13 protein-coding genes are annotated in these 19,541 nt (G+C 60.4%); 6 read left to right on the top strand and 7 right to left on the bottom strand.

Translation table 11 applies throughout. From position 1 onward, the window contains the following. Nucleotides 1-7 precede the first annotated feature (7 nt). The 4 genes from glnE to OP500_RS02570 form a co-directional block, all read right to left on the bottom strand. Nucleotides 8-2,677, bottom strand: coding sequence for a bifunctional [glutamate--ammonia ligase]-adenylyl-L-tyrosine phosphorylase/[glutamate--ammonia-ligase] adenylyltransferase (gene glnE, locus OP500_RS02585; protein ID WP_274070086.1), 2,670 nt, complete (start codon nt 2,675-2,677; stop codon nt 8-10). A gap of 153 nt (nt 2,678-2,830) precedes the next feature. After that, nucleotides 2,831-3,529, bottom strand: coding sequence for an SCO family protein (locus OP500_RS02580; RefSeq protein ID WP_274070085.1), 699 nt, complete (start codon nt 3,527-3,529; stop codon nt 2,831-2,833). A 193-nt stretch (nt 3,530-3,722) separates the two neighbouring features. Continuing rightward, nucleotides 3,723-5,705 (bottom strand): TonB-dependent receptor plug domain-containing protein, encoded by a 1,983-nt coding sequence (locus OP500_RS02575; RefSeq protein ID WP_274070084.1) that lies wholly within the window; start codon nt 5,703-5,705, stop codon nt 3,723-3,725. Between the two features lie 279 nt (nt 5,706-5,984). Continuing rightward, nucleotides 5,985-7,880, bottom strand: a complete 1,896-nt coding sequence (locus OP500_RS02570) for a cation:proton antiporter domain-containing protein (RefSeq protein ID WP_274070083.1) — start codon at nt 7,878-7,880, stop codon at nt 5,985-5,987. A 422-nt stretch (nt 7,881-8,302) separates the two neighbouring features. Between OP500_RS02570 and xseA the strand changes: the two genes are divergently transcribed. Then, entirely contained in the window at nt 8,303-9,652 is a 1,350-nt protein-coding gene (xseA, locus tag OP500_RS02565) for an exodeoxyribonuclease VII large subunit (protein ID WP_274070082.1), read from the top strand. Between the two features lie 215 nt (nt 9,653-9,867). Here the strand turns inward: xseA and OP500_RS02560 are convergent, their stop codons facing one another. From OP500_RS02560 to OP500_RS02550, 3 genes are all read right to left on the bottom strand, one after another. After that, nucleotides 9,868-10,635, bottom strand: a complete 768-nt coding sequence (locus OP500_RS02560; RefSeq protein ID WP_274070081.1) for a glutamine amidotransferase — start codon at nt 10,633-10,635, stop codon at nt 9,868-9,870. Between the two features lie 82 nt (nt 10,636-10,717). Beyond that, the gene (locus tag OP500_RS02555; RefSeq protein WP_274070080.1) at nt 10,718-11,593 is read right to left on the bottom strand and encodes an ATP-binding protein; all 876 of its coding nucleotides are present in this window, start codon (nt 11,591-11,593) and stop codon (nt 10,718-10,720) included. 114 nt (nt 11,594-11,707) lie between these two features. After that, on the bottom strand, nt 11,708-12,343 hold the full coding sequence (locus tag OP500_RS02550) for a hypothetical protein (RefSeq protein ID WP_274070079.1): 636 nt from the start codon (nt 12,341-12,343) through the stop codon (nt 11,708-11,710). 126 nt (nt 12,344-12,469) lie between these two features. On the opposite strand from OP500_RS02550, the gene OP500_RS02545 reads away from it, so the two are divergent. The 5 genes from OP500_RS02545 (at nt 12,470) to OP500_RS02525 (ending at nt 19,481) form a co-directional block, all read left to right on the top strand. After that, nucleotides 12,470-12,823, top strand: a complete 354-nt coding sequence (locus tag OP500_RS02545) for an arsenate reductase (protein WP_274070078.1) — start codon at nt 12,470-12,472, stop codon at nt 12,821-12,823. 13 nt (nt 12,824-12,836) lie between these two features. Further along, the gene (locus tag OP500_RS02540) at nt 12,837-13,577 is read left to right on the top strand and encodes a UDP-2,3-diacylglucosamine diphosphatase (protein WP_274070077.1); all 741 of its coding nucleotides are present in this window, start codon (nt 12,837-12,839) and stop codon (nt 13,575-13,577) included. A gap of 93 nt (nt 13,578-13,670) precedes the next feature. Continuing rightward, nucleotides 13,671-14,891, top strand: a complete 1,221-nt coding sequence (locus tag OP500_RS02535; protein WP_274070076.1) for a type IV pili methyl-accepting chemotaxis transducer N-terminal domain-containing protein — start codon at nt 13,671-13,673, stop codon at nt 14,889-14,891. Nucleotides 14,892-14,902: 11 nt separating this feature from the next. Further along, on the top strand, nt 14,903-15,400 hold the full coding sequence (locus OP500_RS02530; RefSeq protein WP_274070075.1) for a HesA/MoeB/ThiF family protein: 498 nt from the start codon (nt 14,903-14,905) through the stop codon (nt 15,398-15,400). Between the two features lie 394 nt (nt 15,401-15,794). Continuing rightward, nucleotides 15,795-19,481, top strand: coding sequence for a nitrate reductase subunit alpha (locus tag OP500_RS02525; RefSeq protein WP_274070074.1), 3,687 nt, complete (start codon nt 15,795-15,797; stop codon nt 19,479-19,481). Nucleotides 19,482-19,541: the final 60 nt, after the last annotated feature.

Raw genomic sequence — 19,541 nt, 5'->3', positions numbered from 1 at the left:
TCGGTTTTCAGGCTGCCGCCGGCGTTTCGCTGCCAAACAGGCTGCGCCACAGGCTGCGGACGGCGGCGTAATCGGACGCGGCGGCGGCTTCAGGCTGCTGGTCGTGCAGGCTGGTGCGGTGCTGCAGGTAGCGGAAGCGGCGGTAGGCGGCCACGGCGGCGGCGGCCTGCTGCGGGTCGGCCAGCCGGCGGCGGGCGGCCATTTCGAGCAGGGCGATGTTGCCGTAGTTTTCCAAAAGCTCGGGATGGCGGCGGCTGTGGGCGAGTATCAGATACTGCACACAGAATTCGACGTCAACAATGCCGCCGGCGGCGTATTTGACGTTTTCAGGCTGCGGCGGGTGCGAAGCGGCGATTTTCGCCCGCATGGCGGCGATGTCTTCCCGCAGCGCGGCGGTGTCGCGCCCGCCGGCGAGAATGCTGCGGCGGATGCGCTCGAAAGCGCCGCCGATGGCGCGGCTGCCGCAGATAAAGCGGGCGCGGCTCAAGGCCTGGTGTTCCCAGGTCCACGCTTCTTCGCGCTGGTATTTTTCAAAGGCGGCCAGACTGTGCACCAGAAAGCCGGCGTCGCCGTTGGGGCGCAGGCGCAGGTCGATGTCGTACAGCGTGCCGGCGCCGGTGCTGCCGGAAAGCCAGGTGCCGAGACGGCGGGCGAGTTTGGCGTAGGTGTCGGCGGCATCGGGATGCTCGTCTTCATAGAGATAGACCAAATCCAAATCCGACGAATAACCCAGCTCTTTGCCGCCGAGCTTGCCGTAGCCGATTACGGCAAACTGCGGCTCGGGGCGGTGGGGCTTGGCGATGCTGCGCCACGCGCCGCGCAGGGCTTGGGCAAGCACCAGATCGGCCAGCCGCGACAATTCGTCGCTCAGGCTCTCGACGCTCCAGCGGCCGGCCAGATCCTGCACCGCCAGCCGGAAAATCTGCGCGTGCTGGAAATGGCGCAGCGCGTCCATCGCCGCTTCGGTGTCGCTGCCGCAGGCGTCGAGCGCGGCGGCCAGGTTCTGCTCCAGCGTCTGCCAGTCCAAAGGCTGCATCAGCTGGGCAGACAGCAATTCGTCGAGCAGGGCGGGATGGCGCTGCAGATAGTCCGACAGCCAGTCGCTTTGGGCATTGAGTTCGGCCAGCTGCGCCAGCGCCGCCGGATGCTGCTGTAAAAAGGCCAGATAAGACGGGCGGCGGCTAACGGTTTTGAGAAACTCGGTCAGCCGCGGCAGGGCGGTATCGGGCTGGCTGCTGGCGGCGGCCGCTTCGATGGCGCGCGGCAGCACCGCGTCAAACAGCGGCAGCGCAGCGGCAGAGAGCCGGCGGTACCAGCTGCTGTTCTTGAGTTCGGCCAGCGCGCGGGCGGAAGCAGCCTGAAAACCAAGCGCGCCCAAAGTATCGGCGGCATTGGCGGCATCAAGCTGCTGCCACAGGCTGCCGCCACCGTCGTTTTCCGCGGCATCGCCGCTGCCGCCGAGCACGTCGGCAAACACCGCCGATACGCGCGCGCGGTGCTGCCCAAGGCAGCCTGAAAACGTCGGATAGTCGGCAAAACCCATGCTCTCTGCCAAGAGTTGGCGCTGCTCTTCGTTTTCCGGCAGGGTTTGGGTTTGTTGGTCGTCCCAATACTGCAGGCGGTGCTCGCAGCGGCGCAAAAAGCGGTAGGCATCGAGCAGGCCGCGGGCGGTTTCGGCATCGAGTATGCCGTGTTCGGCGAGCTTCTCCAGCGTTTCCTGCGTGCCTTTAAGCTGCAGGGCGCGGTTTTGGCCACCGCGGATCATCTGGAAAATCTGCGCGGCAAACTCGATTTCGCGGATGCCGCCAGCGCCGAGCTTGATGTTGTCGTGCAGGCCCTTGCGCGAGACTTCGGCGCGGATCTGGCGGTGCAGGCCGCGCATCGCTTCGTAAGCGCGGTAATCGAGATAGCGGCGGAAGACAAACGGGCGCACCAGCGCGGCGATGCCGTTTTCATGTGGCGTAACCACGCGGGCTTTGCACCAGGCATAGCGCTCCCACTCGCGCCCCTGGCTGACCAGATACTGCTCGAGCGCGGTTTCGCTGATCACCAGCGCGCCGCTGTCGCCGTCGGGGCGCAGGCGCATATCGGTGCGGAACACAAAGCCTTCGCCGTCGGCATGATCGAGCAGGGCGATCAGCTTCTGGCCGACCTTGGTGAAAAACTCCTGATTGTCGCGGCTGCGGCGGCCGTCGGTTTCGCCAGCTTCGGGATAGACGAAAATCAGATCGAGATCGGAAGAGACGTTTAACTCAAAACCGCCGGCCTTGCCCATCGCCACCACACTCAAATGCTGCGGCCGGCCGCTGTGGCAGCCGATCGGCGTGCCGTAAAGCGCGCGGCAGCGGCTCTCGGCAAATTCCAGCGCGGTATTGACGGCAAAATCCGCCAGCAGCGTGATGCTGCGGGTTACTTCGTCCAAAGGCGCCGCGCCGCACAAATCGCGCACCATAATCTGCGCCAGCACATAGCGGCGCAGCACACGCAGCGCCGCGCCGAGTGCCGCTTCGTCGCCGGCAGCCTGAAAAGACGGCCAGTCGGCAAACGCGGCCAAATCGGCAGCGTCGAGCGGCCGCTCCAGCCAGCGCGACAAACGTTCGCGGTTTAAACGGCCGCCGTCGAGCTGACGGGCAAGCCACGGGGAAAAACGGCGGACGGAATCGGGATTCGGAATCATGGTTCAACAGCAGCCTGAAAGCAGGGCAGCCTGAAAACGGAAAAATGCTTTTCAGGCTGCCTGCCAAAAAGCCGGCGCAGGCAGCCTGAAAAATCGGGAAAAGGAAAACGGACTGGGGCGCCGGCAGCCAAGCCCGACTGCCGGCACGCCCGCTTACAGCAGGGTGCGGATGGCCTGCGCCAGCTCCGGCGCTTCCATGCCGTAGGGCGCGAACAGCGCGGTTTCGCCGTCTTTATCCAAAATATAGGCGCCGGCGGTGTGGTCCATATTGTAAACGGTGTCGGACTTGATCTCGGTTTTCGCCGACACGATGCGGTACTGCTGCTTGATCAGCGGAATCCGTTTGCCGTCTTTGTCGTCGGTCAAGCCGATAAAATCAGGGTTGAACTGGGAAACGTATTTGCCGATCAATTCCGGCGTATCGCGCTCGTAATCGACGCTGACAAACACCACCGCCACATCTTTGGCATCGGCGCCAAGTTGTTTGAGCGCGTCGCTGAAAGTCAGAAGCTCGGTGGGGCAGACGTCGGGGCAGTGGGTAAAGCCGAAGGAGAGCAGCACCACTTTGCCTTTCAGGCTGCTTAGGGCAAAGGGTTTGCCCTGGCCGTCGGTCAGCGTGAAGTCGCCGCCGATATCGTCTTTACGCACATCGGTAGCGGTCAGTTTTTTCGTGCTGCCGCCGGCTGCGGCAGAAGCGGCGGGTGTCGATGCGGCTTCGGACGCCGGCACCGCCGATGCGGCGGACGCTGCCGGCACTTCGGAAGCGGCCGGCGGTGCAGTAGGTTCAGTTTGCTGCTGCTGGCAGGCAGCCAATACGGCAAGCGAGAGCAGGGCGGGAATCAGTTTTTTCATAACGCAGTCTCCTGTTGCAGGCGGGAAAAGCGCCCGATAAACCTTCAGGCAGCCTGAAAACGGCGCCGCGGTGCGGGCAGACCGTATTTTAGCACTTGGGCACGGCGGCTTGGCAAACGTGTCGGGCATAAAAAAGCAGCCTGAAAACCGCTTTTGGGGTTTTCAGGCTGCTTTTGTTCCTGCTCGAGTATTGCTACCAGCGGTAATTGACCGCCAAACGCACATCGCGGCCGACTTCGGGCAGGGACGAACCGTCGCGCGCGCTGCTGCGCTGGCTGTGTGGTTTGTAGAGTTTGTTGCCAATGTTGTTGACGGAGAAATTAACGTTCAAATCGTCTTTGCCGGTGGGCTTCCAGTTAACATAAATGTCGTTTACGCCGTAACCCGGGCGCACGGTGCTGGTGCCGCCGGAGCCGCGCTGGCTGATGCTGGCGGCGTCGTAAACCGATTTTTGCACGAAGCGGCCGCGCCAGCCGACTTCCAGATTGGGATTGTCGAAGCGGTAGGAAAGGCCGGTGGTCCAGGTGCGCCCCATCGGAATGGCGGTAACGATGGAATCCAGGCTGGCGCCGTGCATTTTTGGTTTATTGTAGGCCACACCCGCACGGGCGGTCAGGCCGCGCCAGCGGTAGCTGGTGCTGATTTCGTAGCCACTGTTTTTCAGCGTGCCGCCGTTGTGGTAGATGCGGTTGGTAACGGCTTGGACGTCTTTAATCTGCTGGTTGAAATAGCTGGCATTAACCGATAGGGCGTTGTTCCAAGTGTATTTGACGCCGATTTCGGCATTGCGCGCGCGTTCGGCTTTCAAATCGTCGGCAGCGCCGTAAACCCGCTCGCCGGCCAGGGTAACTTCAGACAGGCGCGGGCTGCGGCTGGCGTAGTTCAGGCTGGCATTGAGCGCCAAATCGGGCGTGATGTCGTAAATCGCGCCGATGCTGGGGTTGAGTTTGTGGCCGGAGACTTTTTTGCCGCTGGAGAAGGTAGCGTTAAAGTGGTCATAGCGCAGGCCGGTGGTCAGGGTTACGGGGGCAAGATCCCAAATGCCTTCAAGATAAAGCCCTTTGTCGGTTTTTTTCTCTTTTTCGATGCCGGCCAGCATATAGCCCGGCGAGGCTTTCTGGTTGCGCCAGTTGATGCCGTATTTCAAGGTGTGTTTGCCGAAGATTGGGCTATCGAGATTGATGTTGGCACCGGTGGTGCGCAATTTCGCATCCAAATCGGAAGCGGGGTTGGCATGAAATTCGTCGCGGTCGATATTCATGTAGTAAACATTGGCTTTGGCCTTGCTGATAAAGCCTAGGTTGGCGCCGAGATATTCGAGATTGGTGGTGTCTTGTTTGAGAATGCGGTAGCTCGGACGGTTATTGGCAGTATTGCCGGCCTGGCCGAAATCAAACTCTTCACGCAGGGCGCGGGTGCCGTAGGTTTTCTCTTGGCGGTGGCTTAATACCAAGCGGTGGTCGTCGTTGAAGCTGTAGCCAATTTTCGCCAGCAGGCCGCGCTGGCCGAGCGCGCTGTTACGCACGGTGTCGCTGGCATCGACGGGCGAGTAGCCTTTACCCGGTTTGTAGTCTTTTTCAGTAACCCAGTTGGCCGAAAACAGGGCATCGAAGCCGCCGGCGCGGCCGTATGCCGACAGGCCGCGGTTCCAGCCCTTATTGCTCGATACGCCGGCATTGACTTTAAAGCCGACATTCCGGCCTTCACGCAGCAAATCTTGGGCATCGACGGTTTGCGCCACAATCGCGCCGCTGGTGGCACCAATGCCGGCAGAAGCCGAGCCGGTACCTTTTTGCACGGCGGTTACTTTAACCAGCGCAGGATCGAACAGGAAACGGCCGTTGTGGTGGAAAAGCTGGGTATCGGAGTAGGTGTCGTCCACTTTCACATCAATCTGATCCTGCCCCATGCCGCGCACGGTTACCCATTGCGAAGTGCCGTTGCCGCCGCCGAAGCTGACGGAAGGCTCGTTAAACAGCACGTCTTTCATATCGGTTGACGTGGTTTCGTCAAGCTTTTTGGTGGTTACCCGATGGGTGGAAAGGTTGGCGCCCTTCACGGTAACCGTCTGCAGCTCGGTGCCGCTGCCATCGTCTTCGGCATGAGCAAAACCGGATGCCAGAGCCAGCGTAAGCAGGCTGAAGCGGAAAGAATGAGAGAGGGTTTTGGGATTCATCAGGCTGATTCCTTGATTGGTTGCAAAAATGGAGAGAACGACAAAATTGGTTAAAACAAACAAAAATTACTATTGTTTATGGTAAGAAACCCAAGCCCGCCTGTCCAGCCTAAGCCGTCGGGATGATTGATGCAAAAGGACAAATAAATCCAGCTGCCCGCTTTGCTTTTTTTGATGGGGCAAAACCGCTTGCCGAATACGCAGGGCAGACACAAAAAAGCAGCCTGAAAACCGCTTTGGGTTTTTCAGGCTGCTCTTTGCTGTCGGAACACCGGCCGTTTAGGCGATGCCTTTTTTCAGCCAGGTCCACTCTTCGGGGTCTTCCTGCCATTCCACCGTGCCGCCCTGCATCAGGGTTTGCATCATGCGGGCGGTTTCGGCGTCGCTTTCTTTGGCCATTTCGATGATTTTGCCGTTGGCAAACAGCGGCAGGTTGGGGTCGTAGTATTTGGACAGCTTGGCCAGCTGGTGGCGCTCGCGGGCGGCGTAGAGTTTGCTCAGCTCGCGGGCTTTTTCCGGCGACAGGCCGAGTTGTTCGAGGGCGATGCGGCCGCTGCGGATGGAGGAATCGGCGGTGGCACGGATCACGAAGTCGGCGCCGGCGTGGTGCAGCTCATAGGCGTGCGGGCTGTCGTAGGCGCGGGCGAGCACCGGCAGTTTTGGATAGTGGCGGCGCACGAACTCGAGAATCTCGGTGGCTTCTTTGCGCTGGCCGATGGCGATTACCAGCAGTTTGGCCTGCGCCAGGCCGATGGAGTTGAGCAGCTCGGGTTTGGTGGCGTCGCCGTAATAGGTTTTGATGCCGTGTTTGGCGAGACCTTCGACCATCTCGGCGTGGTGGTCGATGACGGTGGTGTGGAAACCGCAGGCGGTGAGCATACTGTTGATGTGGCGGCCGAAGCGGCCGAGGCCGAGAATGATGACGGGGTTTTCTTCGGTTACGCTGTCGTGCGGGCGCTCTTCGTTTTCGCCGGCAATCGCGCGCGGCGCCAGCACTTTTTCATAGAAGATAAACAGCAGCGGGGTCAGCACCATGGTCAGCGCCACCACCAGCGCGGTGCGGTCGGCCAGCGATTTTTGCAGCACGTGGTTTTGGCGGGCGATGGACAGCAGCACAAAACCGAATTCGCCGGCCTGCGCCAGGCTTAGGGCAAACAGTTTGCCCGACAGCGAAGGCAGCCTGAAAACCTTGCCCAAAAGCCACAGGATAAAGCCTTTGATCAGCAGGGTGGCGGCGGTCATCGCGGCAATGGTGCCGAATTCCTGCCCAAGCAGCGTGAAGTTCATGCCGGCGCCGACGGTGATGAAAAACAGCCCCAGCAGCAGCCCTTTAAACGGCGAAAGATGGCTTTCCATTTCGTGGCGGAACGAGCTGTTGGCCAGCGCGACGCCGGCGGAAAAAGCGCCCAGCGCGGGCGAAAGGCCGATCAGCGACATCAAAGTGGCGATGCCGACCACCAGTGCCAGCGTGAAAATGGTAAACATCTCGTGCAGCCGGTGTTTGCTGATAAAGCGGAACACGGTCGGCACCAGATAACGCACGCCGATCACAATCACCGCCATTGCGCCGGCACTTACCAGCGCGTTGATCCAGCCGGGCTGGGTGGCGAGCCAGTTGGAAAACTCGTGGCTGTCGTGCCCGCCGCCGGCACCGCCTTTGCCCGAAAGCGCCAGCAGCGGCATCAGCGCCATCATTGGGATTGCCGCCACGTCCTGAAACAGCAGCACGGCAAAGCCGGCCTGGCCGCCGGGCGTGCCGATCAGGTTTTTCTCGGAGAAGGTTTGCAGCACGATGGCGGTGGAGGAAATTGCCAGAATGCAGCCGATGGCCACGCCGGTCTGCCACGGTTTGTGAAAGGCCACAGCGATGCCGGCAATCGCCGACACCGTCAGCAGCACCTGCAGCCCGCCCAAGCCCAAGAGCTTGTGCCGCAGCTGCCAGAGCATCGCCGGCGCCAGCTCGAGGCCGACAAGGAACATCATCATCACCACGCCGAACTCGGCAACGTGCTGGATGCTTTCCGCTTCTTTGCCGACAAAACCGAGCATCGGCCCGATGATGATGCCGGCCAGCAGATAACCCAATACCGAACCCAAACCCAATTTCTGCGAAATCAATACCGCCCCGACGGCAAATGCGAGATAAATAAAGGTGTACAGCAGGATGTAGGTCATGGTGCGGGTTCCGTGGCAAGATGAAGTGGGAGAAAAAACCGCCTTGCGGCGGTTGCGCCCGCGCCGTTTTCAGGCAGCCTGAAAACAGTCGGAGCAGGTTTTTTCCCAGCCTGAAGGCAAGGCAAAAAGCGGCGGGCGGCAGAAAAATTATTATCGCGGCCGGCGGCGCGAAACACGTCGCCAAAGCGGGTGCTATTTTACAAAATCCGGCCTTTTTCCGATAGTGGCAGCCGCCGTTTTTTTGCCTTTAAGCCCTATTTATCCGATAGATGGGAACAGATGGCAACAAATCGGCGCAGCGCTGCCGCCACAGTCCACTATCCAATCTTTCAGGCAGCCTGAAAAATGCCCGCCCACGGCTTTCAGGCTGCCTGAAAAACAGGCATCGGGCTATAATCGCGCTTTTTTTTGCGGAGAGCGCCGTGACCGAACTGTTTGCCCCCGCCGCGCTGACGGTGTCCGAACTTAACGCGCTGGCGCGCGAGCTGCTGGAGAGCCGTTTTGCCGGCCTGTGGGTGGCGGGCGAAGTGTCCAACCTGACCCGCGCCGCCAGCGGCCACTATTATTTTTCGCTCAAAGACGGCGCCGCGCAGGTGCGCTGCGTGATGTTCAAATTCGCCGCCCAGCGTCTGGCTGTGCCGCTGCAGGAAGGCGCCCACATCGAAGTGGCGGGAAAAATCAGCCTGTACGAAGCGCGCGGCGAGTTTCAGATTACCGTTTCCCAAGTGCGGCAGGTGGGGCTGGGGCAGCTTTACGAGCGCTACGAGCGCCTGAAGCAGGCTTTGCAGGCCGAAGGGCTGTTCGACCCCGCGCGCAAACGGCCGCTGCCGGCACGGCCGCGCTGCATCGGCATCGTCACCAGCCTGGCCGCCGCCGCACTGCGCGATGTCGTCAGCACCCTGCGCCGCCGCGCGCCGGAAATCCCGCTGGTGGTGTATCCGGCCGCGGTGCAGGGCGCCGGCAGCGAACGCACGCTGGCCGCCGCCGTTCAGGCTGCCGCCGAACACAATCAGGCCGATGTGCTGATTGTGTGCCGCGGCGGCGGCAGCATCGAAGACCTTTGGGCGTTCAACGAAGAAGTCTTGGTGCGCGCGGTGGCCGCCAGCCCGATTCCGCTGGTGAGCGGCGTCGGCCACGAAACCGATTTCACCCTGTGCGATTTTGCCGCCGACCTGCGCGCGCCGACACCAACCGCCGCCGCCGAACTGGCCGCGCCCGACCGCGCGGAAACGCTGCGCCTGCTCGCAAACCGCAGCAGTCTGCTCACCGAACTGCTGCGCCGCCACTACCAGCACGCCGCCCAGCGCACCGACGCTGCGGCCGCCCGTCTGCAGCATCCGCGCCGCAAGCTGCAGGAACAGCGCGACAGCCTGTCGGCGCAGGCGCGGCAGCTGCAGCAGGCTTTCAGGCTGCATTTGGCGCAGCGCCGCCAGCAAAGCGCCGCCGCCGCGCGCCTGCTGCAGCTGCAAAAACCCGACGGCACCCGCCACCGCCGCGAGCTGACCGCCGCCCAAGCGGCCTTTGCCCGCGCCGGCGCGCAGTTTTTCCGGCAGGCGGCCGAGCGGCTGCAGCGGCAGCAAACCCTGCTGCACGCGGTGTCGCCCGACAACATCCTTGCCCGCGGCTTTGCCGTCGTCCGCACCGCCCGCGGCAAAGTGGTGCGCGATACCGCGTCGCTGAAAACCGGCCAGAAGCTGCAGCTGACGCTGGCCGACGGCAGCCGCGGCATACAGGTGCTGCCGCCGCACGGGCAGGGCGAATTGTTCGAATAAAACGCAGCGGATATTTTTCAGGCTGCCTGAACCCGATAATCGGGATAACAGGCAGCCTGAAAAATATCGCCATGCCGCTGCAGCCAATGGCAGCAGGCAAAACCGGCAGCGCCGCCGCCAAAGTTTTCAGGCTGCTTTTAACCTTTGGACGGCAATATAAAACGCCCCGTTTCAGGCAGCCTGAAACGGGGTGTTTTAATGGCATAAACCGGCAATCAGGCAGCCTGAAAATCCTGCGGCCGTTCCTGCTGTTCGCGGACAAAAGCGGCAAAGCGGCGCAGGATGCCGGCGGCATCGGCGCTGTCGCGCACGGCGGCGATTTCGGCATCGGTATCGCGGCCGGCAGCGGCCGGCTCCTGCCGGCGCAATTCGAGCATGGCCTGCATCAGCGGGGCGGTGAATTCGGGGTGGAACTGCACGCCCCAGGCGTTTTTGCCGTAGCGGTAGGCCTGGTGAGCGTCGTGCCGGTTGGCCAGCAGGGCGACGGCGCCGGCGGGCAGTTTCAGCACCGATTGGAAATGGGTGGCGTTGGCGTACAGCTGCGGCGGCAGCGGCGCAAACAGCGGGTCGCCGTCGCAGGCGGGCTGGCGCTCGAGCGGGATGGTGCCGATTTCCAGCCCGTTGGGGTTGGCGCCGACTTCGCCGCCGAAGGCGTCGGCCAAGAGCTGGTGGCCGTAGCAGATGCCGAACACCGGCAGGCCGGCGGGCACCGCCTGCTGGAGCCAGCCACGCACGGTTTCGCTGAAACCTTCGCGCTCGCCGACCATGCTGGGCGAGCCGGTGAGCACCGCGCCGGCAATTTGGCGGTAGTCGGGCAGCGCTTCGCCATCGACGGCGCGGACAATCTGCAGCGGCAGGCCGCTGTCGGCAAGCAGGGCGGCGATGTGTTGTTCGTAGTCGCCGAAACGGGCGCTGACGCTGGCGGGCGCGGAGCCGAGTTTGACGATAATCAGGGGTTTGGAAGCGGGTTGCGGGTTCATCATTATGGTTGGTCGGATTGGTAAAAGGGTTGGACAAAAGCAGCCTGAAAACGGCAAAACGGCTTTTCAGGCTGCCTGAAAAGGTTTAAAGACGGCGCTCTTCGGGCAGGCGGCCGGCCCAGTCGCAGGCAAACTGGTAGGCGGTGCGGCCGGATCGGCTGCCGCGCAGCTGCGCCCAGTTGAGCGCGGCGCGGCGGGCGGTGTCGTCCCATCCGATGCCGAAATCGGCCAGCCAGCTTTGGGCGGCGGCCAGATATTCTTCTTGGTCAAATGGATAGAAACTTAACCATAGGCCGAAGCGGTCGGAGAGCGAGATTTTTTCTTCAACGGCTTCGCCCTGGTGGATTTCGCCGCGGCTGCCGGTATGGCCGCCGTTTTCGTCGAGATATTCGGGCATCAGGTGGCGGCGGTTGGAGGTGGCGTACACCAGCACATTGGCGGCGCGCTGCGACAGGCCGCCGTCCAGCGCGGTTTTCAGCGCTTTGTAGCTGCTTTCGCCTTCTTCAAACGACAAATCGTCGCAAAACACAATGAATTTTTCGGGACGGCGCTGCAGGATTGTGAGCAGGGCGGGCAGGGCGGCAAGATCGCTTTTATCGACTTCCACCAGCCGCAGCCCTTCGCCGGCGTAGCGGTGGAGCATGGCTTTGACCAGCGAGGATTTGCCGGTGCCGCGCGCACCGCTGAGCAGCACGTTGTTGGCCGGGCGGCCGTGCAAAAACTGTTCGGTATTGCGCACCAGCTGCTCGGTTTGGCGGCCGACGGCGGCCAGCCGCTCCAGCGGGAAAGTATGCGGATCGGGCAGGGCGCTGAGCGTGCCGCCGCTGCCATCGGCCTGCCAGCGGTAGGCGAGGGCGCGCCAGTCGGTTTGAGCCGGTGGCGGCGGCAGGGTCTGTTCCCAGCGCTGCAGGGCGGCCAGCAGGGTGCGCAGCAGTTTTTTAGTGGCGGTTTTGTTTTTCATCGTTTATTTCGTCAAACAGCTTTCAGGCTGCCTAAGCGCTTGCGGTTCAGGCAGCCTGAAAAGGAATCGGCGGCGGTTTTCAGGCTGCTTTTGGGTAAAAAGCAGCCTGAAATATTAGTTGCGCAAATCGCGGATATCGCGCCAGCCGTCGTTGGTTTTCACCAGCGTGGCGGTTTTCGCGTGGCTTTCGCGGATTTCGGCGAAGTTGTCGTCGGATTTGATCAGCTTGCGCGCCCAACGTTCGGGCACCACTTTGGCTTGGTAGGAAACCTGGGTCAGGGTAACGCCGTTGGCGGGGGAAGGTTCGGTGTAGAAGTTGATGCTGTCGACTTTCTCATGACCGACGCACAGCAGCGGGCCGTGGATGGAAGCGAGAATCTGCTCCGAGCCTTTGTCGGTCAGATCAAACACCACATAGCGGATGGCGGCTTCGCCTTCGCCGATACGCAGCTCTTTGCCTTTTTTGTACAAACCGGCGTCGCTGAGCATTTCCATCTGCGCCATCGCCGCTTCGTTGGCGTGCTTGCCGCTGTCTTGCCGCTTGAGCAGGCGGATTTGCGGCGCACCCACCAGGGTATCGGCCGGATTTTCGTTTTCCAGACGGTGCTCCACATTCAAACGGTAGGGCAGGCAGACGGCATTTTCGGCATTGGCCGTATTGATGGCTTCCTGCAGATCGGACTTGGACACCCCGTCGCCGCCGCAAGCGGACAGCGCCAATACGGAACCCAGCAACAACAGTTTTTTCATTTCATCATTCTCCGGTTTCTGATAGACGGTCAAGGGCGGCAAGGATAGCCCCATTCGCCGGCGGCGACAAGACAAAAAACCGCCGATTCCGTACAATGTGCGCGTTTGGAAACAGGAGCCGCACCCATGACGACGCTATACGGTATCACCAACTGCGACAGCGTGAAAAAAGCCCGCGCCAAACTCAAAGAAGCCGGCGCGGATTATCAGTTTTGCGATTTCAAAAAAACGCCGCCCGATGCGGCGCAAATCAGCCGCTGGCTGCAGCAAATCGAACTGGCGCAGCTACTAAACAAACGCGGCACCACCTGGCGCAAACTCAGCGCCGCCGAGCAGGTGCAGGCTGCAAGCGAAGCCGGCGCCATCGCGCTGATGGCCGCCCATCCCAGCCTGATCAAACGGCCGCTGCTCGAACACAACGGGAAGCTGTATTGCGGTTTCGACGAAACCCTGTACCAAAGCCTGTTTCAGGCAGCCTGAAAACGGATTGGCCATGCCGCAAACCGTGTTTATCGCCGATCTGCACCTGTCCGACAGCACACCCGAACTCAACCGCCTGTTTATCCAGGCGCTGGATAGCTGGCAGGGCAGGGTGGACGCGCTCTATATACTCGGCGACTTATTCGAAGCCTGGCTGGGCGACGATGCTGCCGATGGTGCCGCATTGGCCGCCGCCGCGCGGCTCAAAGCCTTCAGCGCCGAAACACCGGTTTACTTTATCTGCGGCAACCGCGATTTTCTGGTCGGCCGCCGCTATGCCGAGCGCGCCGGCTTTGCTATTTTGCCCGAGCAATACGCCGTATCGCTCTACGGCAAATGCTATCTGCTGAGCCACGGCGACGAAATGTGCACCGCCGATACCGGCTACCAGCGTTTCCGCCGGCTGATGCGCTACCCAATCGTGCAAAAACTGCTGCTCTCGCTGCCGCTGGCGCTGCGGCGCAAAATCGCCGCTAAGATGCGGCAGAAAAGCCGCCAAATCCAAAACCGCCGCGGCTACGTTCCCGCCGCCGACGTTACCGAAAGCGGCGTTCAGGCTGCTTTTGCCGCCCATCCCGGCTGCAGCGCGCTTATCCACGGCCACACCCACCGCCCGGACATCCATCACCACCAAGTTCAAGGCCAAACAGTCGAACGCTATGTCTTGCCGGACTGGTACGGCAGCGAAGGCGGCTATCTTGCGGTATCACCGCAGGGGGCGGAAATGAAAAAACTGACGCTGCGGCAAACTTAGCAAAAATAAACGGATATTAAAATAATTTTACATAATATAAATTATGCGAATTTATGTTATCATTATTACAACAAACCCCAACACCGCTTTACCATGAACCGATTTGCCAGTCTGACTTTACGTCTAAAATTTTTTACCGCGCTGTGGATTGCCGTATCGGTTGCTTCAATCGTGTTTACGCTGTATTTGTCGCTGTGGCTGGAAGGAAATGCGGCGGCGATCAATGATTTGGGCAGCCTGCGTTTTCAAAGCTACCGGCTGGCACTCTTGGTTGAAGAAAACGCGCCGCAATCTGAAATCGACGCCCATATCAGCCGCTTCGACCAGGTTTTGACAACGGTACGCCGCGGCGATCCGCGACGGCCGCTCTCGCTGCCGGATGATCCGAAAGTCATGGCGAAAATGGCGGATTTGGAGCGGCAATGGCAGCAAACGGTCAAACCGTTTTTTCAGGCTGCCTCGGAAAATGAAAAAAACAGCACCGCTAAATTGGACGGTTTTTTAAACACAATCAATGAAGTAGTCGGCGAAGTGGAACGCACCAGCGCCACTTACATTACTTGGCTGCGCTTTTTCCAAAGCGGCCTGCTGGCGCTGGTGCTGGTCAGCTCGGCGGTGATGATTTGGCTGACGCGGCTGTGGATTATCGACCCGCTGCAGGAATTGTTGCGCGGCGTGCAGGCCATTGGCGACGGCCGCTTCGGGCTGCAGATGCAGACGGCAGGGCCGTCCGAATTTGCCGAAGTAAGCGGCGGTTTCAACCAGATGAGCAGCCGTTTGAGCCAGCTTTACAGCGGCTTGGAGCAGGAAGTGGCCGAAAAAACCCGCGATTTGGAGCGCAAAAACTTTATTCTTGGCGTGCTCTATTCTTTTTCCGCGGTGCTGAACCGGCCGCAAACCGCCGCCGAAGCGGCCGGGGTATTTTTGGAACGGGTGTTGCAGGTTGCCGAAGCGGATGCCGGCAGCGTGCGCCTGATCGACCCGCGCCGCCAGCGCATGGATTTGGCCGCCCATATCGGGCTGCCTGAAGAATTGAAGCATTCCGAAGCCTGCTCGAAAATCGGCGACTGCCTGTGCGGCATTGCCGTGCAGAACAACGAAGCGCACACCGTCCGTTTTTACGACAGCCGCCCGGCGGCAGACAACGAACACAGCTACGAATGCCGCCGCTTGGGCTTTGGCGATTTGCGCGTGCTGCCCATCCGCTACAAAGAGCAGGATATCGGCATCGTTACCCTGTATTTCAGGCAGCCTCAGGAGATTAGCGACACCATTGCCAGGTCAGCTATGGCGAAAGCGACGTCGGCAGCCTGAAAACCGCAGCAATGGCCGCCCGCCTGCACGCAATCAATTCAAGCTGTCGCATCGAAACCTTCGGCCGTCTCGACGAAGCCGCCCTGCGCGCTCTGCTGCCGCAATGCGGCGTGGTGCTCGACTGCTGCGACAATTTTGCCACCCGCCGCGCCGTCAATGCCGCTGCCCACGCGACCGGCACGCCGCTGGTTTCCGGTGCCGCGGTGCGCTTTTCCGGCCAGCTGGCGGTGTTCCGCCACGACCTACCCGAGCAGCCCTGCTACGCCTGCCTGTTTGGCGAACCCGAAGGCGGCGACGGTAGCTGCGCGCTCACCGGCGTATTCTCGCCGCTGGTCGGCGTGATCGGCGCGATACAGGCGGTCGAAGCGCTGAAAATCCTGCTCGGCCTGCCCGCCCAGCCGGCGGGACTGCACTGCTACGACGCCCTTGCCGGCAGCTGGCAGCATTTTGCCGCTACCAAAAATCCGGCTTGTCCGGTTTGCTCGCCAAACAAGGGCAAAGCAGCCTGAAAAGGTTTTCAGGCTGCTTGTGAAACGGCTTGGCGCATTGTTATTGCAAAAGTATTTTTCGTTTTCGCTATCAGTTCGAAAGACAAATCCAAACAGGCAGCCTGAAACTTTCAGGCTGCTTTTTTTGCTGCCGGATGGCTGCTGGAGCGGCTTTTCAGGCTGCCCACCCCAGCCCGCCGCTATGTCAAATTAATACTAAAGGAGTAGTTCGGGCTATTTCCAAAGCAAGTCCCCCTCCCCTGCTTACGCCCTAGCGCACCGCCCCTTTCGGCGCATTTTTTTCGGCCTGTGTTTCCCTTACCATTCCGTGCCATAACGGATAAGGTGTTTTCAGGCTGCCTGAAGCCGCCTGAAGCATAGTCAAACAAATCCGCAGCAAACTAAGGAATACACAATGAGCCTCTTTTTAGACCGTTTAACCTTTTTCAAGCGCAAACGCGAACCTTTTGCCGACGGCCACGGCGTGCTGATAGACGAAGACCGCAAATGGGAAAACGCCTACCGCAGCCGCTGGGCGCACGACCGCATCGCCCGCTCCACCCACGGCGTGAACTGTACCGGTTCGTGCTCGTGGAAGATTTACGTGAAAAACGGCATCATCACTTGGGAAACCCAGCAGACCGACTATCCGCGCACGCGCCCGGATCTGCCCAACCACGAGCCGCGCGGCTGCCCGCGCGGAGCCTCTTACAGCTGGTATGTGTATTCCGCCCAGCGCATCAAATATCCGATGATGCGCGGCGCGCTGGCCGAATTGTGGCGTGAAGCGCGCAAAACCAAAGACCCGATCGAAGCGTGGAAATGGATTGTTGAAGATCCCGAGCGCTCCCAATCCTACAAATCCCAGCGCGGTTTGGGCGGCTTTGTGCGCTCGAATTGGGACGAAGCCTATGAAATGGTGGCGGCGGCCAACTGCTACACCATCAAAAAATACGGCCCCGACCGCATTGTCGGCTTCTCGCCGATTCCTGCGATGTCGATGATCAGCTACGCTTCCGGCGCCCGCTATCTGGGCTTGATCGGCGGCGTGCCGCTGTCGTTTTACGACTGGTATTGCGACTTGCCGCCCGCCAGCCCGCAGACTTGGGGCGAGCAGACCGACGTGGCCGAATCGGCCGACTGGTACAACTCCAACTATCTTTTGGTGTGGGGCTCCAACATTCCGATGACCCGTACGCCTGATGCCCACTTTTACACCGAAGTGCGTTACAAAGGCACCAAAACCGTCGCCATCTCTTCCGACTTCGGTGAAATGGCCAAATTCAGCGACATCTGGATGGCGCCGCGTCAGGGCACCGATGCCGCGCTGGCGATGGCGATGGGTCATGTAATTCTCAAAGAATTCCACATCGAAAAACCGTCTGATTATTTCCAAGACTACTGCCGCCGCCTCACCGACATGCCGGTATTGGTGTGCCTGCAGGAAGACGGCGAACACTACAAACCCGAATACACCCTGCGCGCCTCGCAACTGGACAACAATTTCGGCGAAGAGAAAAACCCCGAATGGAAAGTCCTGGTATGGGACGAAACCGCCGGCAGTCTGGCCGTGCCCAACGGCTCGGTGGGCTTCCGCTGGGACGGCAGCCAAAAATGGAATCTGGAAACCAAAGCGCAAGGCAAGGACAACGTGAAAGCCGCGCTGTCGCTGAAAAACCATGCCGATGATGTGGTGCGCGTGGGCTTCGATTATTTCGGCGGCGAATACGATGCCGACAAGGTTTACCGCAAAGTGCCGGTAAAACGGGTAACGCTGGCCGACGGCTCTACCCGCCTGGTGGCCACCGTGTTCGACATGCTGGTCGCCCAATACGGCGTGGACAACGGCCTGGACGATGAAAACGTTGCCAAAGACTATTTCGACGACAAACCCTACACTCCGCTGTGGCAGGAAAAACACACCGGCGTGAAGCCCGAACTGGTCATCCGCGTTGCCCGCGAGTTTGCGCAAAACGCCCACGACACCCAAGGCCGCTCGATGGTCATCGTCGGTGCCGGCCTGAACCACTGGTACCACCTCGATATGAACTATCGCGGCCTGATCAACATGCTGATGATGTGCGGCACCATCGGCAAATCCGGCGGCGGCTGGTGCCATTATGTGGGACAGGAAAAACTGCGTCCGCAGTCCGGCTGGGCGCCGCTGACTTTCGCGCTCGACTGGCACCGCCCTGCCCGCCAGATGGCCGGTACATCCTTCTTCTACGCCCACACCGGCCAATACCGCCATGAAACGCTGGCCGCCGACGAGCTGCTCTCGCCCGATGCGCACGACGACATGCGCCGCCTGACCATGATTGACTACAACGCCAAAGCCGAGCGCATGGGCTGGACGCCGTCTGCGCCGCAGTTGGAAACCAACCCGCTGGACGTAACCGACGCGGCCGAAGCCGCCGGCATGGCACCTGCCGATTATGTGGTGAAATCCCTCAAAGAAGGCAGCCTGAACATGTCGTGCGACGACCCGGAAAACCCGAAAAACTGGCCGCGCAATATGTTTATCTGGCGCTCCAATATTTTGGGTTCGTCCGGCAAAGGCCACGAATATTTCCTGAAATACCTGCTGGGCACGCAAAACGGCCTGATGAGCGACGAAGAAGACTGCCTCAAGCCGTCTGAAGTCAAACAACGCGCACCGGTGGAAGGCAAGCTCGATCTGTTCACGCTGTTGGATTTCCGCATGAACACTACTTGTCTCTACGCCGACGTGATTTTCCCCACCGCCACCTGGTACGAGAAAAACGACCTCAACACCTCGGACATGCACCCCTTTATCCACCCCTTTACCGAAGCCGTGCAACCCCTGTGGCAGAGCCGCTCCGACTGGGAGATTTATAAAGGCTTGGCGAAAAAATTCAGCGAGTTGGCCAAAGATTATCTGGGCGTGCGCAAAGACATCGTGCTCACCCCGTTGATGCACGACAGCCCGCAGGAACTCGGCCAACCTTTCGACCCGAAAGACTGGAAACTGGGCGAATGCGAGCCGATTCCCGGCAAAACCATGCCCGCGATGACGGTAGTCGAGCGCGACTACGGCGCCATCTATGAAAAATACACCTCCATCGGCCCCTTGCTGGAAAAGGTCAACAACAACGGCAAAGGCATGGCTTGGGACACCAAGCACGAAGTCGAATACCTGCGCAAACTCAACGGCGTGCGCGCCGAAGGCGTGGGCAAAGGCCAGCCCAAGCTCGAAACCGCCATCGACGCGGCCGAGATGATTCTGACCCTCGCCCCCGAAACCAACGGCCACGTTTCCAAAAAAGCATGGCAGGCTCTGGGCAACATCACCGGCCGCGACCACACCCACCTGATCAACGCCAGCGAGCACACCCACATCGCCTTCCGCGACATCGTCGCCCAGCCGCGCAAAATCGTAACCTCGCCAATCTGGTCGGGCGTGGAAAGCGAAACCGTGTGCTACACCGCCGGCTACACCAACGTACACGAGCTGATTCCGTGGCGTACCCTGACCGGCCGCCAGCAGTTTTACCAAGACCACAAATGGATGCGCGATTTCGGCGTGAGCTTCTGCGCCTACCGCCCAGCGGTGGACACCAAAACCACCAAAAAACTGTTGGGCAAAATGCCCAACGGCAACCCGGAAATCACGCTCAACTTCCTGACCCCGCACCAAAAATGGGGCATCCACAGCACCTATTCGGAAAACCTGCGCATGCTCACGCTCTCGCGTGGCGGCCCGCACGTGTGGATTTCCGAAATTGACGCGAAAAAAGCCGGCCTGGTTGACAACGACTGGGTGGAAGTGTTCAACACCAACGGCGCGATTGCCTGCCGCGTGATTGTGAGCCAGCGTATTCCTGAAACCATGATTCTGATGTACCACGCTCAGGAAAAATTGGTGCACACGCCTGCGGCGGAAACCACCAAGAAACGCGGCGGCATCCACAACTCGGTAACCAAGGCGGTATTGAACCCGACCCACATGATAGGCGGCTATGCGCAACTGGCGTACAGCTTCAACTATTACGGCACGGTCGGCTCCAACCGCGACGAGTGGGTAATTGTCCGCAAGATGAAGGACATCGACTGGATGGACGAACCCGCCGATCAGGCATAAGGTTTTTCAGGTAGCCTCCTGCTGCACAAAAGGCTACCTGAAAACCAGATAAGGAACAAA

Source organism: Kingella sp. SNUBH-2017, assembly GCF_028680565.1.
GTDB lineage: Bacteria > Pseudomonadota > Gammaproteobacteria > Burkholderiales > Neisseriaceae > Kingella_D > Kingella_D pumchi.
The sequence above is the reverse complement of the archived record's forward strand: the minus strand, read 5'-3'. Positions and strand labels throughout refer to the sequence as shown.

Bases quoted from the DNA above. Each gene is read 5' to 3' on its own strand.
- glnE (WP_274070086.1), bottom strand. From the start codon at position 2,677: ATGATTCCGAATCCCGATTCCGTCCGCCGTTTTTCCCCGTGGCTTGCC.
- OP500_RS02580 (WP_274070085.1), bottom strand. From the start codon at position 3,529: ATGAAAAAACTGATTCCCGCCCTGCTCTCGCTTGCCGTATTGGCTGCC.
- OP500_RS02575 (WP_274070084.1), bottom strand. From the start codon at position 5,705: ATGAATCCCAAAACCCTCTCTCATTCTTTCCGCTTCAGCCTGCTTACG.
- OP500_RS02570 (WP_274070083.1), bottom strand. From the start codon at position 7,880: ATGACCTACATCCTGCTGTACACCTTTATTTATCTCGCATTTGCCGTC.
- OP500_RS02560 (WP_274070081.1), bottom strand. From the start codon at position 10,635: ATGATGAACCCGCAACCCGCTTCCAAACCCCTGATTATCGTCAAACTC.
- OP500_RS02555 (WP_274070080.1), bottom strand. From the start codon at position 11,593: ATGAAAAACAAAACCGCCACTAAAAAACTGCTGCGCACCCTGCTGGCC.
- OP500_RS02550 (WP_274070079.1), bottom strand. From the start codon at position 12,343: ATGAAAAAACTGTTGTTGCTGGGTTCCGTATTGGCGCTGTCCGCTTGC.
- OP500_RS02545 (WP_274070078.1), top strand. From the start codon at position 12,470: ATGACGACGCTATACGGTATCACCAACTGCGACAGCGTGAAAAAAGCC.
- OP500_RS02540 (WP_274070077.1), top strand. From the start codon at position 12,837: ATGCCGCAAACCGTGTTTATCGCCGATCTGCACCTGTCCGACAGCACA.
- OP500_RS02535 (WP_274070076.1), top strand. From the start codon at position 13,671: ATGAACCGATTTGCCAGTCTGACTTTACGTCTAAAATTTTTTACCGCG.
- OP500_RS02530 (WP_274070075.1), top strand. From the start codon at position 14,903: ATGGCCGCCCGCCTGCACGCAATCAATTCAAGCTGTCGCATCGAAACC.
- OP500_RS02525 (WP_274070074.1), top strand. From the start codon at position 15,795: ATGAGCCTCTTTTTAGACCGTTTAACCTTTTTCAAGCGCAAACGCGAA.